The sequence below is a fragment of the Parasphingopyxis lamellibrachiae genome, assembly GCF_003385775.1.
Lineage (GTDB): Bacteria > Pseudomonadota > Alphaproteobacteria > Sphingomonadales > Sphingomonadaceae > Parasphingopyxis > Parasphingopyxis lamellibrachiae.
The window spans coordinates 1,860,910-1,875,688 of sequence record NZ_QRDP01000004.1 but is presented as its reverse complement, the minus strand read 5'-3'; the positions used below and the strand labels follow the sequence as shown (position 1 = coordinate 1,875,688).

Here is a 14,779-nt window from a genome sequence, read left to right as displayed (position 1 = left end):
TCCCTTCTCGGGAACGTCCCGCGACACCGATAAGGGCGCCCGGTGCGGCCGGGCGCGAAGGTTCTGGGGGGATGTTTCCTTCTTTGTTGTGCTCCTAACCGTTTGTGCGGCGCTGCAGCAATCCTGCTGTAGTGAACACAAGGAGCATTTTTATGTTTCACGACACTTCTAGCGTTAAGAAGGAACGAGCCTTAGGGCCGCCATCCAAAAAGCCTCTTCGGAGGCTGCTGTTTGGTCCAAGGGTGCTTAAAGCCGTATTCTGGTTGGTAGCCATAGGTTATCGGCTGTATCGGCTGGGCGCGAAGCTCTTGGAAATCCTGGGCTAATCCCCCTTTTATCTTTCCTAAGAGGAAGGAGATTGCGAATGTATGGAAGAGCTTTGAAACTGATTAGGCAATATCATCGCCTTAGCCAGATCGAGCTGGCGGACCAGCTTGATGTCTCTCCATCTTATTTGAATGAAATTGAAAGGGAGAAGAAAGAGCCGAGTCTAGACGTGCTTAAGCGATATGCGCGTCGATTTGACATTCCTCTTTCGTCTCTAGTGTTATTTGCGGAACGCTCCGATCAAAGCGCCAAGGAAGGTGCTCGGTCATTTATTGCGGACAAAGCGTTGCGAATGCTTGAATGGATTGCAGAGGAGCCAGGAAGTGAAAACGGCGAAAAAACACAGACCGCTTATACCTCTTGACCGATGCCATCTTTACCGGATTGGCTCTCCAAAAGTATTAGCCAAACGGATCGGATGGAAATTAGACACACTCGAAGACCTATCAATGAATGCCAAATATCGAGTGTTCCGGTTAAAACGATCAGGGAGACAGGTCGAAGAACCGCCGCCCCCGCTTCAAAGCCTACATCGTCAGATTCACGGATACTTATCGCGGATAGAAACCCCGAACTATCTGCATTCAAATAGGAAGGGGCGGTCGTACATTTCAAATGCGAAGCCACATGTCGGCGCGCTGGCGATGATCAAGATCGACGTGAAAAAGTTTTTTCCGTCGGTTGAACAGCATAAAGTCATGCACTTTTTCAGGGACGACTTGAAATGCGCCGCGGATGTTGCAGGTTTACTCGCGGCATTGCTCTGCAAAGATGGGAAACTACCAACTGGAAGCTCGTCCAGCCCAATCATATCTTACTATGCGTACAAAGCGATGTTTGACGATATTCAATCGTTTGCAGCGAAAAATCACCTAGTCATGACATGCTATGTCGATGATATCACCCTGTCCGGTGCGAACGCTACGCTGCGTCAATTGCATGAGGTCCGAAAGATCATCATGAGGCATGGACTACGTGCTCACAAGGCCAAGTGGTTTATGGGTCTAGGAGCTAAGCCCGTAACAGGTGTTATGGTGACCAAAAATGGTATTGAGCTTCCTCATTCGCGTTGGAAAGCAATCAAGGCAGATTTGAAGGCAATCAAGCAGTGCGCGAACCGCGAAGAGAAGTTAGAGATATATCCGAAGCTCGTCTCGAGACTCTATGAAGCGTCGCAAATCGATCCGGGTTGTAGAAAGTTGGCTGATATCCATCATCGTCTCTGGAAAGAGGCCTTGGCTGGCGATGTGCAACTTGCTGCCTAGACAAGAAAAACAGCTGGCCGCATTCCGTAAGGGTCGTAATCCCCAAATCCTATTTCCTTGAAATGTAGGAGATCATCTGACTTATCCTGTTAGATGACCCATTCAGAAAACCCGCAAAGCCCTGAAACCTCTCCCAACCGCGCTCACCCTGAGCTTGTCGAGCCGCAGGCGGCCGAAGGTCAACGGTTTGGTACTTCGCCTCCACCCACATTTCGACAGGCTCAATGTGAGCGCGGGGATGGGCCTGTGCACCCCCAATCCCTCCCCGCGCCCGCTGCCACCGATCTTCAGCGCTGGACGCCGCCCCGGATGCGGCTCGCCCTATAAGTCATGCCCCCGGCATGACGCATAACGCGCGCTTCCTCTCGCGGCTTGCGGACACCGGCAATGTGCTGGGCGTGTGCCGGGAGATGGGGCTGTCGCGGCAGTCGGTCTATGCCTTGCGCGCGCGCAATGCGGCTTTTGCGCGGGCGTGGCAGGGGGCGATGCTGCAGCACCGGGATGCGCCAAAGAAAGGTGGGGGTCGATCTGTGCCTGGAGCGGGCGACGCCAATGAACTTTAGGCGGCGTGACCGAGGAGATTGTCGTCGATGGCCAGCTGGCCGAGCGGATCAAGCCTGACGGGGTGATGCTGCGCCATATGCTCGCCCGGGCGGACCGGCGCTGCGACGATGATCGGCTCGCCGCCCGGCCTGTTCAGCAATCCGAACGGCATTTCGAGGCGCTGCTCGATTGCATTGGTCCTGATGCGGAGTGCGCGGAGGCGGAGGCGCCCGGCCGCGCCGGCCTCACCGAGCAGCTGTTCGAGGATGATGACGAGGGCGGTGAGGCGGATGGCGGGGACAAGGATCGGGAAGGGAAGGGGGAAGAGGACCCCTGACCCCCTCCCGTCAGATAGTGTCAACCAGCGTCAACTTGATGCGTTTGGTGCCGCGCCTGCCGTCTTCGTCTCGACCGATTCAGTCCACCATCGGGTGAACAGGACGCGGACCAGCCAGAAGAGCATCATCGCCGCGACGATCATCTCCGGCGCAGAAAGCCAGGCCGAGCCCTGGAGGGATTCGGGAAAGGCGGATGCGCCCGGGCCGGTGAACAGGGATCCGACGGCGAAATAGAGCGCGAGACACATGCGCCACAAATGGCGCGCGATGCGCTGCGCCCCGGAAATGCCGCGGCGGACGATCAGCAGGGCGTCCCCGGCAGCGGCGAGCAGGGCCAGCCCGCCGAAGAAGAAGTAAGGCCCGGCGGAAAAGCCGTCGACAAGGCCGGTCTCGCTGTTCGTGGCCTCGAAGCCGTAGAAGAAGCCGCCTGCGCCGATCGCGAGCGCGACGAGGAAAGCGGCGATATCGAAGGGGCCGGACACGCCTTCCGGACGCCGGACGGTCATCCAGCTCGTCGCCACCAGATATCCGGTGAAGAGACCGGCCAGCACCGTGATCATCATCGGTGCGACCCAGGCGAGATATGTGCCCGCCGCCGCCATGGCGAGCATCGATCCGAAGAAAAGATTGCCTGCGCCCCGGTGCACGGTCGAACCCTTGGCGGAGAAGAGCGCCACCGCGCCCGCCGCCACTGCGACCCCGCCGCTCGCGATATGGAGGAGGAGGATCAGGGATTGCATCATGGGTTCTTGCTGTTTTCCGCTGTCGGGGACTGGATCGTGGGCGAGCATAGCGAGCTTTATCGAGTGTGTCACTATAGTAATACAGTATGTCTGGCGTGGTGATCGCATGCCGCATCGGGGAAGCGCCGCCCCGGGCCTGCCATTAACCCTCTCATTCACAAGCATTGCACTTATCCACAGGCGCTCGTATATAGGCGGCACTGCCGATGTCGCACGTAGCGACGGACTAAGGCGTCCAGCGCCCTCTTTTCCCTCAATACTCAAGCAAGCAGACGCAGGCTGCACCCGGTGTTCGGGCGTGGCTCACTCCCCCGGTTTTTCGGGGACCCAGATAAGGGAATAAGATTATGCCTATTGGCAAAGTAAAATTTTTCAACGAGCAAAAAGGCTATGGCTTCATCGAGCCGGAAGAAGGCGGCAATGACGCTTTCGTGCACATGACCGCTGTCCAGGCTGCCGGCATGTCGACGCTGAAGGAAAACCAGCGCGTATCCTATGAGCTCGAAGAGAGCCGCAACGGCAAGATGGCCGCAACGAATCTCGAAGAAGCCTAAGCTTCTCGCGACACATGTTGGAAAGGGCGGTGGAGCTTCGGTTCCGCCGCCCTTTTTTGTGGATTTGGTCTGTCAGACTCAACCTGGCGGTGCAGCGCCTGAGGCAAAGCCGAAGGTCTGACAAACAAACTCCCGCGCCGCTCAACCCGCCGCTCCAGTCTGACAAAAGACTCCCCAACAGCCCCCAAAACCCCTCCCGCACGATTTCCCTTTCCCCGACTCCGCGCTCGGCGCTATAATCGCGGCTGATATCCGGGCGGCGGCACGGGGCGGTCGCCCTTATAGTCTGGGAGAGTGTCATGAAAATCACGCCATCGATCCTGCTGGGCGCAATCGCCGCAGCCGGGCTCAGCGCGCCTGCACTGGCGCAGGAATCCTATTCCGCCGACCTGACGGGCGCCGCCGAAGTGCCCGGGCCGGGAGATCCGGACGGGGCGGGCATCGCCACGCTGGACTGGGACAGCGAAGACGAGCAGCTCTGTTATGCGCTTTCCATCGACGATATCGATCCGGCCACGGCCGCCCATGTCCATCGCGGGGCGGCGGGCGAGGCCGGGCCACCGGTCATCACACTGGACACGCCGGGCGCGGATGGCGGCAGCGACGGCTGTGTCGAAATCTCATCCTCCCTGCGCCGCGAGTTGCGGGACAATCCGGGCGGTTTCTACGTCAATGTCCATAATGAGCCGCATCCGGCGGGCGCGGTGCGCGGCCAGCTCGAACGCTAGCGGGCGGACCGGGCCTGTGCGGAAGCAGTAACAGGCGCGCGCCGATCGGGAAGGGTTTTTGTGGATTTCGGGGCTCCCGGGGCTTTTCAGGATCTCGGGAGCGGAAATGAAAATGGGGGCTGGTCCGAAGATCAGCCCCCACTGCGCCGGGCGCCGGGGTCGGATGTTCCGAAGACCATCCTTTCCGCGCTCTGGCACGGAGACAGTTCCAATATCCGAAAATATCTTTCCTGCCTTTCAGTGTTTCTCCGAATGAACCGCTGTGTCTTCGCTTGCACGATGACGGTGCCGAAAATTCTTCCAAACACTTCGCTTTCCCTTCCTTCCCGCTTTGCTTGCGCGCCGCGCTCATTCCGGTTCTGCGGTCTCCGGTTCCTGCTTCGGTCGTTGCCTTCCGTCGCTTTTCCCTTCGACGCAAACAAAGTCTCACGGGGCTGCGAGTCGCACCAAGCGAAAAGCGACATGGAATAACGAGGATATCGGGGATAACTCGGCAAGCCGTTCATTCTATGGGAGAAATCGTCACGCCCATTTTCATGCTGCACCCATTGTGCGCAGCATAAACGGCGTTCTGCTTACGGCTTCGCGGGCGTCCACCCCTCGGGCGCCAGGGTGAATCCGGCAAATTCAAAGCCGGGAACGACGATGCAGCTCACCAGCACATAGCCTGCAGCATCGCTGGCCGGTTCGGCGGCCTGCCAGTGACCGGTCGGGACGACCGCCTGGGGTGCCTGCCCGGCTCCGATATCGCCGCCCATGAGGATGGTGCGCTCCGGGCCCGTGTCTGTTTCGGCAAGGCTGAGGGCGAGCGGATCGCCGCCATGCCAGAGCCAGATTTCGGCGGCGTCCACTTTGTGCCAGTGGGAGCGCTCGCCGGCCGCAAGCAGGAAATGGATTGCCGTGCCGCCGGCCCGTTCGCCGTCCCCGGCCTCTGCTCGCCATGTTTCCTTATACCAGCCGCCCTCCGGATGGGGGTGGAGCGCAAGGGTGTCGCAGATCTGCCGGGCCCTGTCGTTCATGGGCGCTTCGTTCATGGGCGCTTCGTCCTTCGTTCAGCACGCGGTCATCTTGGCCGGTCCATGCCTCTTACCGGGTCGCGCCGCCATGCCAAGGGAGCATAGCGAATGCGCGTGTTGCTATCGGTAATCTGTGCCGGCCTGATTGTGGCCAGCGGTCCGGCGCTGGCGGATACGGCCGCGAAGGGGGGCGACAATGCCGCTCCGGCCCGTCTTGCTCCTGCTAATAACCCGCAGATAGATTTTCCCGGCTTTATCGGGATTGCTGCAACCGTCCAGAGCTTGCGCGCCGAGCGCCTGATCGATCTGGCGACGTTCCAGAGGATGGCGGCCGAGCCCGATACGCTGCTTCTCGACGCGCGGTCCGCCGAAGCTTTTGCGCAGGGCCATATCGAAGGCGCGGTCAATCTGCCGCTGCCCGATTTCACCGCCCAGAGCCTCGCAGCGGTCATCGGGCCCGAGGCGGACCGGCCGATCCTGATCTATTGCAACAACAATTTCGTGAACAATGTGGCGCCGGTCGTCCGCAAGATGGTCACGCTGGCGCTCAACATCCAGACGATGATCAACCTGCACGGCTATGGCTATCCCAATGTCTATGAGCTGGGCGAGGCGGTCGATTTCACTGAGCCGGAGGTGCGCTGGGTGGCGCGCTCCAGCGGGATCGGCGCCTGATGTCAGGGCGAATCCTTTCCAGCCGCCGATCCTTTTTGAGCCGCGTCGGTGCGACGACGACCATCGGCCTGCTGGCCTGTTCCCGGCCCGCGCGGGCCATGCAGCACAGCGACAATGATCGCGGGCAATATGCCGATCCGCCGGGCAGGCCCGGCCGCGATTATGGCCGGACCGGCATTACCGACAGCGATGGCGGCGAATTTGCCGATGCCGCCGGGCATGGGCGGGGGGCACAGTCCCGGTCCGGCGTTACCGACAGTGATGGTGGCCGGCTTGCGGACCCGGCGGGCAATGGGCGCGGTGAACGCGGCCATTCCGGGTTCAGCGACAGCGATTCGGGGCGGTGCGCGGATCCGGCCGGCTATGGCCGGGGCGGGACGCGATCCCGCTGCCCGGACACGGGTATACCCTAGTGCCGGCGTCGAAACCGCCAGGGTCGCAAACCAAGGAGAAAGGCCAGAAAATGCGAACGATTATCAATAAAAGAATGTTTTTTGACACGCTCACGCAGGATGGTTACAGCCCTGTACAGGGCACGCGTAATTTTATGTGGGGGAGAGTTTCATGAGTAAAAAGCTCGATCGCAGATCTTTTTTGAGGCGCGTCGGCGCCGCAGCCGGCGTAGGCGCATTGGGAGTAGTGGCGGGAAGCCCGGCCCGGGCGTTCCAGATCACCGATAGCGACACCGGCCGCAATGCCGATCCCATCGGCGGCGGGCGCGGCGGCGTTACCGACAGCGATACGGGCCGCAATGCCGACCCGGTTGGTCGTGGACGCGGCCGGCGTACCGGTATCACGGACAGCGACAGCGGCAGCAATGCCGATCCGGCCGGTCGCGGCCGGGGTAGCCGACGTACCGGCATCACGGACAGCGACAGCGGGCGTAATGCCGATCCAGCCGGTAACGGCCGGGGCGGTCGGCGCAGCGGCATCACGGACAGTGACAGCGGCCGCAATGCCGATCCAGCCGGCAACGGCCGGGGCAGCCGGCGTAGCGGCATTACCGACAGCGACAGCGGCAGCTATGCCGATCCGGCTGGCAATGGCCGGGGCAGCCGTAGCGGTTGCACCGATTCCGATGGTGGTCGCAATGCCGATCCGGGTGGCCGTGGCCGCCGTTGCGGTCGCAGCGGGCTGACCGACAGCGACAGCGGCAGCATGGCCGATCCGGGCGGCAATGGCCGCGGCGGACGCCGTAATTATCGCACCGGCATCACCGATGCTGACAGCGGCTCGAACGCTGATCGCGGCGGCTATGGCCGCGGTACGGACCGCTAGAAACTTCTCCGGGAATCGGATCGGCATGAATCGATCGGAATCCCGGCTGAAGAATTGACCAATCGAGTTTAGTAAGAGGGGAAGAGTAATGAATAAGAAATTGGATCGCCGTTCCTTTATGCGCCGCGTCGGCGCAACCGCCAGTGTTGGCGCGTTGAGCGTAATCACAGGGGTCAGCGCTGCGCGGGCCCAGGTCACCGACAGCGATACCGGCGCCAGTGCCGATCCCGTCGGCGGCGGAACTGACAACGATACGGGCGCCAATTCGGACAATGTTGGAGCCGGCCGTGGCAGCAGCGATCGCGCTGGAAACGGACGCAGCTGCAGCGATAACGACTCCGGTGGCCGTTCGGATCCGGGCGGACGCGGAAGAGCCTGCAGCGACAGCGACTAGACGATATCCCGGCATCGGTTATGGGCATGAGCCCCGCCGATGCCGGGTAATCGCTGCGAAAACCGCAAAATTCCGGGTTATGGGACAAGGCGTCGTTCACGGACTGTGAATGCCGCTGCCTTTGTTTGAAAGGCCCAAATATATAGTTTCATCAAGGGGAACTCCTAATGTCATCCAAATTCAATCGCCGTTCGTTTCTTAGCCGGGTTGGCGCAACCGCCAGTCTTGGCGCCATGGCCGTGGTCACGGGAGCCTGCGACCGGCTTGGCCTGGGCGGAGACGATGATGAGGATGCCGTGGGAACCGATCCCGGCGACGAAGTGGCGCCAGAGGGCAATGGCGAAGGCGGCGACGAATCCGCTGGTGGCGACGATGCCAAGCCTGACGATGGCGGCGAGGCCGGAAGCGAAGGCGGCGGCGAGGGCAGTGCCCGGCCAGAAGGTCGCGCTGCCGGCAATAACCGCAACTCGCAAAGCGGCCTGACCGATAGCGACAGCGGCGCGAGCGCCGATCCGGCCGGCAATGGCCGGGGCGGCCCGAGCAACAGCCGCGGCGGTATTACCGACAGCGATGGCGGCGCGAATGCCGATCCCGTCGGTCGCGGACGTGGCGGCAATCGCAGTGGCGGCATTACCGATAGCGATACCGGCCCGAGCGCCGATCCCGTTGGCCAGGGCCGCGGCGGCAGCGGTAGCGGCGGTGTAACGGACAGCGATACGGGCGCGAGCGCCGATCCTGTTGGCCAGGGTCGCGGAACGCGCACCGGCATTACCGACAGCGATACCGGCGCCAGCGCCGATCCGATCAATGGTGGACGCGGCGGTGGTCGTGGCGGCGTTACCGACAGCGATACCGGCCCGAGTGCGGACCCCGTTGGCCAGGGCCGCGGCAACTAGCACGGGGAACCGGTTGAACAGCCCGGCTGTATGGCGGGGCGAATTGGAGAGGGTGCTCGAAAGGAGCGCCGAGTGGGAGTAACAATTATGTCCAAGAAACTTGATCGCCGTTCATTCCTGCGCCGGATGGGTGCAACCGCCAGTATCGGCGCGCTGGGAATCGTAACGGGTACGGGGGCGGCGCGTGCCCAGATCACCGATAGCGATGGCGGTGCCAACGCCGATCCGGGCGGCCAGGGCCGCGGCGGACGCCGCAGTTCGGTAACCGGCATTACGGATTCCGACGGTGGGGCTACGGCCGACCGCGCCAATTACGGCCGCGGCACGCCAGGCGGTGCCGGCAGCGGCACCGGCTGTTCCGACAGCGATGGCGGCGCCAATGCCGATCCGGCAAACACAGCGCCCTGCCCGGACTATTGATCGGCCAGGATCCGCTTCGGACTTTCAAAAAGCGCCGGGTATTTTCGTACCCGGCGTTTTTTGTTCCAGATCAATTCTTTTTGACCGATCACATTGTTTAGTGACAGCATCTGATGGATGGCGGGCCGCCCATCCGCGATTGCGGAGGATGAAATATGCATAAATATGATCCGACTCTTGACCTTCCGGCGGAATCGAGCGCCGCACTGGCGCGCGTGCTCGATCCGATCGATCCGAGCGCCTTTTTCACCGATACGTTCGAGGAACGATTCCACCTGATCACGCGCGACGAGGCGGATCGCTATACCGATCTCCTTACGGTCGACGTCATCGATGCCTTTATCGCCAACAATCTGCTCTTCAACGGCCAGATCGACGCAACCCGCGCCGATCCGCGGATCACCCGCGACGCCTTCACACTCGACAATAACGAGATCGATCGCAGCGCCCTGCTGCGCCTGTATCAGGACAAGGCGACGATCATCGCGCCCCATCTCCACAGCTATCACAAGCCGCTCGGCGATTTCGTCCGTGCGCTGGAGCCGGTGTTCAGCGCCTCGGTGCAGACCAACTGTTATCTCACGCCGCCCGGCGCCACGGGATTCCGCACCCATTACGACAATCATGACGTTTTCATTCTCCAGGTGTCCGGCTCCAAGAGCTGGCGGCTGTATGACGAACCGGTCGGCAAGCCGTTCCGCGGCGAGGGTTTCGAGCCCGATGTCCATGATGTGGGCGAGCCGACCGAGGAATTCGTCCTGCATGCCGGCGATTCGGTCTATATTCCGCGCGGCATGATGCATGATGCCCAGGCGCATGAGGGTGCGGCCTCGCTCCACATCACGCTGGGCCTTGTTTCCAAAACCTGGGCCGATGTCGTGCTGGAAGCGGTGTCCAAAGCCGCGCTGGAAACGCCCGGTCTCAGGCGAGCCCTGCCGCCGGGCTATGCCAATCGCCAGTTCGACCGCGCACCGGCGCGCGAACAGTTCCGCGAATTTGTCGCCGAGCTGGTGGAAAAGGCCGAGCTCGACGAGCCGCTGGACATCATGGCCGAGGACTATGTGAAATCGCGGACGCCCGAAATGGCCGGCATCATCCGCTATGCCTCTGCACCGATTGCCGAAGACCAGCGCTATCTGGCCAATGAAAACGGCCTGTACCGTATCATCGACGATGAAGAGAGCGGCGAATTTGCGGTGGTCACGCGCGGCGGGTCGAGCGAATTTGTCGGGGCGAAGCGCAAAGCATTCGAGCGCGCGATGAACGGCGAGCCTTTTGCCCGTGCCGATCTGCCGGAAATCGAAGAGGAAGATGCGATCGATCTGATCCGCCGGCTGTTGTCGCGCGGTCTGGTCCGGCCTGCTTAGGGGACCGGTTCATCGGGCCCGAACCGTCCCTTATCCCGCCATCATCGTCAGGCCGCGTACCAGATAGGCCAGCCCGATGAGGCTGACGATCCAGCGCGTCCAGCCGAGAAAGCTCGTATCGGTCATCCGGTCGAGAATGGCCTTGCCCAGCCGGGTGCCGGCAAGGGTCAGCGGGATCGCCAGCAGGATCGCCGGCCACGGCATCTGCGTGCCGGTCGCGGCGACTATCAGCGGTGCACCATAGACCAGAATCTTGGCGAGATGGGCGAACACCTGGGTAAGGGCCTTGGTCGCGACGATCTGGTGCCGGGTCAGCACCGTGCGGACAAAGAAGATGTCGAGCAGCGGCCCGGCCACCCCGGCCAGCAGGTTCGTACCCGTAACCAGCAGGCCGGATGCAAAGGCATGGCCCGGCTTTTGTGCGTCGAGCGCGAACCGCTTCTTGGGCAGCAGAACGGACAGGCCGACCAGCCCGAGCGCTATGAGCACGAACGGGCGGGGCGGCACAAAGGCGATGGCGCTGAAAGCGATGGCGGCGACAAGGGATGCCAGCGCATACCAACCGATAATCGACCAGACGATGTCGCTTCGATTGAGGAAAGCCCGCCAGCCATTGGAAACGATCTGGATGATCCCGTGGGTCACGAATGCCGCGTTTATGGGAAGGAGGAACGCCAGCGCGCCCATCAGCACCAGCCCGCCGGCCATGCCGAAAATTCCCGAAAGCAGCGCCGTGAAAAAGGCAATGGCCGGTAACAGGATACTCAGGGCGGACAGCATGATGTGCTGGTAGCCGGGTTGCGGGTATTTGGGAAATGGGGGCCGGATGCGCACCCCGGCTCCTTCGCGCCGCCGCCGGCCGCGCGCCCGGTTACACCGGTTCGGCCGCCAGATCGTCCTCGGCGAAAAGCCGGCCCTTTTCTGTAATCAGGATGCACCCCAAAGCGAGCGAGCCGCAGACCAGAAAGCCCAGGGTAAGCGGCAATGTGCTGCCGTCGTACATCTGGCCGATACCGCCGCCGACAATCGCGCCGAAAAAGACACCGACCGCCCCCTGCACGGAACTGGCCGTGCCGGCGATTGCGCCCATTTCCTCCATCGCCATCGCGCTGAAGTTCGCGCCGCACAGGCCGAACGCGCCCATGTTCAGCGACAGCAGGCCGAGAAACAGCCAGAGCGAGCTGCTCCCAGACCAGGCGGTGAGCGCCGCGATCGCCGCCAGCGCGATGAAGACGATCAGTGCGCTATGGGAAACGAGCCGGGTGCCAAGCCGGAGGACAATCCGCGAATTGAGCAGCGAAGCGGCCGACATCGCACCAGCGATCATCGCAAAGGCCGGCACCAGCATGTTCGGCCGCTGGAATGTGTCGAACATGATCTGCTGGATCGAATTGATAAAGCCGAACAATGCCCCGGACAGCAGGGCGGATGCCGCCATATAGCCGAGCGACTTGCGCTCGGTCAGCGTGTGCCGCCACCCGTGCCAGACGCGTGAGGCGGTCAGTGGCATCCGGTCTTCCGGTTTGAGCGTTTCGGGCAGCCGCCAGCCGATCCAGAGCCCGACGCTGATTCCGATCAGGGCGAACATCCCGAAGATCCAGCGCCAGGAAGCGAAGGCGAGGATGATCTCGCCGAACAGGGGCGCGAGCACCGGGACGGCCATGAACACGGTCATCGCGAAGGACATGACCTGCGCCATCTTGCGCCCGACATAGAGATCGCGGACGATCGACACGGCAAGAACCCGGGTCGCGGCAACGGCAATACCCTGGGCGAAACGCGCGGCGAGCAGCAGTTCGAAGGATTGCGCATAGGCGGCCAGGATGCTCGATCCTGCATAAAGGCCAAGTCCGCCGATCAGCAGCAGCCGGCGACCAAACCGGTCCGACAGGGGACCGTGGACGATCTGCGCCAGGCCGAACCCGATCAGCAGTGCGCCGATCACCAGCTGCCGGTCATTGTCGGAGGAAACGTCCAGCGCCTCGCCGATTGCAGGCAATGCGGGCAGCATCGCATCGATGGCGAGCGCCGTCATCGCCATGAGCGATGCGACCATGGCGACAAATTCGGCAAAGCCCGGTGCCTTGCGGGCCGGGGTGTCTGATGCGCGGTTCGCCATGCGGGGGGCATGCTTCATTTTGCAGTGCAACGAAACCCAGAAAATCGGTGCCGGCCGATAGCATTGCTTGACCCGGTCAGGCGCGGGCGCGATGAATACCGGTCATGGATAACATGCCGCTCGATATCGCGATTACCATCCAGCTGGCCCTGGCGCCGGCTTTCCTGCTGGTCGGGATCGGCCAGTTCCTGGTTCTCGCGGCGGGGCGGCTCGGCCGGGTGGTCGACCGGGCCCGGATACTCGCCGATATCCTGCCCGTGGAGCCGGGCCCCGAGCATGACGGCTGTGTCAGGGAGTTGCGCCTGCTCGATCGCCGGATGAATGTGATCAGCCTGTCGATCCTCTTCGGCACGATGGCAATGATCGCCGTTTGTCTCGTCGTCGCCGGGCTGTTTGCCGCGCGGCATCTGGACATGCCGTTGACCGGGGTCACGACCGTCACCTTTGTCGGCGCGATGGGCCTTCTCATCCTCGGCCTCGTCACTTTCCTCTATGAAATCCGCCTGGCCAACAAGGCCATCCATGTACGTTCGGATATCGTCGGCGGGCCGCGTAAATGACGCCGGACGTCGAAAAACGGCTGTTGCAGGGTGCGACGGCCATAGCGTGCCTCGTGCCGCTCTCCATGGGTGCGGCCAGCATCGTCATCGGGCCGTCAGTCCTTTCGGGTATCGATGATCCACCGATCCGCGATCTCGATAGCCATTTCCGCTATCTGTCGGGCATCTTCTTCATGCTCGGTATTGCCTTTGCGAGCTGCGTGCCGGGGATCGAGACGAAGACGGCCCGTTTCCGGTTGCTCGGCGCGATGGTCGTGATGGGCGGCCTCGCGCGTCTTTGGTCGGCCGCCGAATATGGCCTGCCTTCGGAAGGTCATCGTTTCGGGTTTGCGATGGAGCTTGGCGTCGTGCCGCTGCTGATGCTGTGGCAGGCGCGGGTGGCCCGGCGCTTTGCCCGGCCCGCCGGCAGCGCATGAGCGATCCCTGGCTGGCCAGCGCGCTCGCGCTGTGGGTGGCGCTGGTGTTCGCGCTGGAAAGGCTGGCCGCCGCCGAAACGCCGCCGCCGGACAATTATCGCCGGATTGCGCGCAATATCGGTCTCGGCCTCATCGCGCTAACCGCCGCGCCATTGCTGCTCACACTGACAGGGCGTTTGGCATCGGGCGTGGAGCCGCTTGTCCCGCTGGCGGGCCTCGGCCTGCCTGCCGCGCTGCTCGTCCAGTTGCTGATCCTCGATATCTGGACCTATGGCATGCACCGGGCCTATCACGAGCTGCCCTTTCTCTGGCGCTTTCATGCGCCCCATCATCTCGACGACCATCTCGACGCAAGCTCGGCCTTTCGCTTCCATATCGGCGAGATACTGATTTCCGCGGCGATGCGCCTGATCCCGGCCTTTCTTTTCGGCATCGACGCGGCGACGCTGCTGCTGTTCGAGGCGATCCTCACCGCCAACGCGGTTTTCCACCATTCGAACATCCGGTTGCCTGCGCGGTTGGAACGCTGGCTGTCGCTCCTGATTGTCACTCCGTCCATCCACTGGATGCACCATCACAAGAAACGGACCGACACGGACAGCAATTATACGGCGATCCTCTCGATCTGGGATCGGGTCTTCGGCTCGCGCAATCCGGAGCCCCGGCGGATCGGCATGGCGATCGGCGTCGAGGGCGAGCATGACCTAAGCTTCGGCAAGCTGCTGGCCTATCCCTTTGTGCGCTAGATTGCGATTTCCCGTCAGGGAAGTCTGACAAACACCCTTTTCACAAACCGATTGACCTGCCCCCCCGATCTGCGGCATTTCCGCGCCAGCTCTTTTGAAGGATCTTTCAATGTCCGCGCGTATCTATCAACGGATGAAAAACGCCATGCAGTCCGGCCGCCACCGGGTGGGCCAATGGACGCTGGAGTTCGAGCCGAGCGACGCGCAGCGCGCCGACCCGCTGATGGGCTGGGCCGGATCGTCGGACACCAGCCGCCAGGTCCGGCTGACCTTCCCGACGCTCGAGGCCGCCACGGCCTATGCGGAAAAGCAGGGCATCGATTACCATGTCGTGTCGGGACCCGAACGAAAACTGAAGATTCAGGCCTACGCCGACAATTTCCGGTAAGGACGG

The 14,779-nt window shown here is 62.2% G+C and carries 21 protein-coding genes; 17 read left to right on the top strand and 4 right to left on the bottom strand.

Annotated elements, in window-relative coordinates; all coding sequences use genetic code 11:
* The first annotated feature begins 364 nt into the window (after positions 1 to 364).
* The 4 genes from DFR46_RS09315 (at position 365) to DFR46_RS09300 (ending at position 2,472) form a co-directional block, all read left to right on the top strand.
* A complete protein-coding gene (locus DFR46_RS09315) occupies positions 365 to 691 on the top strand; it encodes a helix-turn-helix domain-containing protein (protein ID WP_116236201.1) in 327 nt (108 codons plus the stop codon).
* 85 nt (positions 692 to 776) lie between these two features.
* Positions 777 to 1,592 (top strand): reverse transcriptase family protein, encoded by an 816-nt coding sequence (locus DFR46_RS09310; protein WP_116236200.1) that lies wholly within the window; start codon positions 777 to 779, stop codon positions 1,590 to 1,592.
* 341 nt (positions 1,593 to 1,933) lie between these two features.
* Positions 1,934 to 2,155, top strand: coding sequence for a hypothetical protein (locus DFR46_RS09305; protein ID WP_116236199.1), 222 nt, complete (start codon positions 1,934 to 1,936; stop codon positions 2,153 to 2,155).
* 5 nt (positions 2,156 to 2,160) lie between these two features.
* Positions 2,161 to 2,472 carry a hypothetical protein gene (locus DFR46_RS09300; RefSeq protein WP_116236198.1) on the top strand — a complete coding sequence of 104 codons (312 nt, stop codon included), beginning with the start codon at positions 2,161 to 2,163 and terminating at the stop codon, positions 2,470 to 2,472.
* 30 nt (positions 2,473 to 2,502) lie between these two features.
* Here the strand turns inward: DFR46_RS09300 and DFR46_RS09295 are convergent, their stop codons facing one another.
* Positions 2,503 to 3,216, bottom strand: a complete 714-nt coding sequence (locus DFR46_RS09295) for a hypothetical protein (RefSeq protein ID WP_116236197.1) — start codon at positions 3,214 to 3,216, stop codon at positions 2,503 to 2,505.
* A 347-nt stretch (positions 3,217 to 3,563) separates the two neighbouring features.
* Between DFR46_RS09295 and DFR46_RS09290 the strand changes: the two genes are divergently transcribed.
* Both DFR46_RS09290 and DFR46_RS09285 read left to right on the top strand, forming a co-directional pair.
* Positions 3,564 to 3,770: a cold-shock protein gene (locus DFR46_RS09290; RefSeq protein ID WP_116236196.1), complete on the top strand. Its 207-nt coding sequence runs from the start codon at positions 3,564 to 3,566 to the stop codon at positions 3,768 to 3,770.
* 299 nt (positions 3,771 to 4,069) lie between these two features.
* Positions 4,070 to 4,498, top strand: a complete 429-nt coding sequence (locus tag DFR46_RS09285; protein ID WP_116236195.1) for a CHRD domain-containing protein — start codon at positions 4,070 to 4,072, stop codon at positions 4,496 to 4,498.
* Between the two features lie 575 nt (positions 4,499 to 5,073).
* Here the strand turns inward: DFR46_RS09285 and DFR46_RS09275 are convergent.
* The gene (locus tag DFR46_RS09275; protein WP_245953782.1) at positions 5,074 to 5,532 is read right to left on the bottom strand and encodes a cupin domain-containing protein; all 459 of its coding nucleotides are present in this window, start codon (positions 5,530 to 5,532) and stop codon (positions 5,074 to 5,076) included.
* A gap of 90 nt (positions 5,533 to 5,622) precedes the next feature.
* Here DFR46_RS09275 and DFR46_RS09270 point away from each other — a divergent pair, with 90 nt between their 5' ends.
* The 7 genes from DFR46_RS09270 (at position 5,623) to DFR46_RS09240 (ending at position 10,544) form a co-directional block, all read left to right on the top strand.
* Positions 5,623 to 6,189: a rhodanese-like domain-containing protein gene (locus tag DFR46_RS09270; RefSeq protein ID WP_116236193.1), complete on the top strand. Its 567-nt coding sequence runs from the start codon at positions 5,623 to 5,625 to the stop codon at positions 6,187 to 6,189.
* The gene (locus tag DFR46_RS09265; RefSeq protein ID WP_147297656.1) at positions 6,189 to 6,602 is read left to right on the top strand and encodes a hypothetical protein; all 414 of its coding nucleotides are present in this window, start codon (positions 6,189 to 6,191) and stop codon (positions 6,600 to 6,602) included. Before DFR46_RS09270 ends, DFR46_RS09265 begins: the two co-directional genes overlap by 1 nt.
* Before the next feature lie 151 nt (positions 6,603 to 6,753).
* Positions 6,754 to 7,467 (top strand): twin-arginine translocation signal domain-containing protein, encoded by a 714-nt coding sequence (locus DFR46_RS09260; RefSeq protein ID WP_116236191.1) that lies wholly within the window; start codon positions 6,754 to 6,756, stop codon positions 7,465 to 7,467.
* A gap of 88 nt (positions 7,468 to 7,555) precedes the next feature.
* Positions 7,556 to 7,861: a hypothetical protein gene (locus tag DFR46_RS09255; RefSeq protein WP_116236190.1), complete on the top strand. Its 306-nt coding sequence runs from the start codon at positions 7,556 to 7,558 to the stop codon at positions 7,859 to 7,861.
* A 167-nt stretch (positions 7,862 to 8,028) separates the two neighbouring features.
* Positions 8,029 to 8,757 (top strand): hypothetical protein, encoded by a 729-nt coding sequence (locus DFR46_RS09250; RefSeq protein ID WP_211306410.1) that lies wholly within the window; start codon positions 8,029 to 8,031, stop codon positions 8,755 to 8,757.
* Between the two features lie 87 nt (positions 8,758 to 8,844).
* The gene (locus tag DFR46_RS09245; protein ID WP_116236189.1) at positions 8,845 to 9,177 is read left to right on the top strand and encodes a hypothetical protein; all 333 of its coding nucleotides are present in this window, start codon (positions 8,845 to 8,847) and stop codon (positions 9,175 to 9,177) included.
* A 155-nt stretch (positions 9,178 to 9,332) separates the two neighbouring features.
* Positions 9,333 to 10,544 (top strand): cupin domain-containing protein, encoded by a 1,212-nt coding sequence (locus DFR46_RS09240; protein WP_116236188.1) that lies wholly within the window; start codon positions 9,333 to 9,335, stop codon positions 10,542 to 10,544.
* Between the two features lie 30 nt (positions 10,545 to 10,574).
* Here the strand turns inward: DFR46_RS09240 and DFR46_RS09235 are convergent, their stop codons facing one another.
* The gene (locus DFR46_RS09235) at positions 10,575 to 11,378 is read right to left on the bottom strand and encodes a sulfite exporter TauE/SafE family protein (protein ID WP_245953780.1); all 804 of its coding nucleotides are present in this window, start codon (positions 11,376 to 11,378) and stop codon (positions 10,575 to 10,577) included.
* Positions 11,379 to 11,415: 37 nt separating this feature from the next.
* The gene (locus DFR46_RS09230) at positions 11,416 to 12,663 is read right to left on the bottom strand and encodes a multidrug effflux MFS transporter (RefSeq protein WP_116236186.1); all 1,248 of its coding nucleotides are present in this window, start codon (positions 12,661 to 12,663) and stop codon (positions 11,416 to 11,418) included.
* A 104-nt stretch (positions 12,664 to 12,767) separates the two neighbouring features.
* Here DFR46_RS09230 and DFR46_RS09225 point away from each other — a divergent pair, with 104 nt between their 5' ends.
* From DFR46_RS09225 to DFR46_RS09210, 4 genes are all read left to right on the top strand, one after another.
* Positions 12,768 to 13,223: a DUF2721 domain-containing protein gene (locus DFR46_RS09225; protein ID WP_116236185.1), complete on the top strand. Its 456-nt coding sequence runs from the start codon at positions 12,768 to 12,770 to the stop codon at positions 13,221 to 13,223.
* Positions 13,220 to 13,639 (top strand): DUF4345 domain-containing protein, encoded by a 420-nt coding sequence (locus DFR46_RS09220; RefSeq protein WP_116236184.1) that lies wholly within the window; start codon positions 13,220 to 13,222, stop codon positions 13,637 to 13,639. Before DFR46_RS09225 ends, DFR46_RS09220 begins: the two co-directional genes overlap by 4 nt.
* On the top strand, positions 13,636 to 14,385 hold the full coding sequence (locus DFR46_RS09215) for a sterol desaturase family protein (protein ID WP_116236183.1): 750 nt from the start codon (positions 13,636 to 13,638) through the stop codon (positions 14,383 to 14,385). Before DFR46_RS09220 ends, DFR46_RS09215 begins: the two co-directional genes overlap by 4 nt.
* 109 nt (positions 14,386 to 14,494) lie before the next feature.
* On the top strand, positions 14,495 to 14,773 hold the full coding sequence (locus tag DFR46_RS09210; protein WP_116236182.1) for an ETC complex I subunit: 279 nt from the start codon (positions 14,495 to 14,497) through the stop codon (positions 14,771 to 14,773).
* Positions 14,774 to 14,779: the final 6 nt, after the last annotated feature.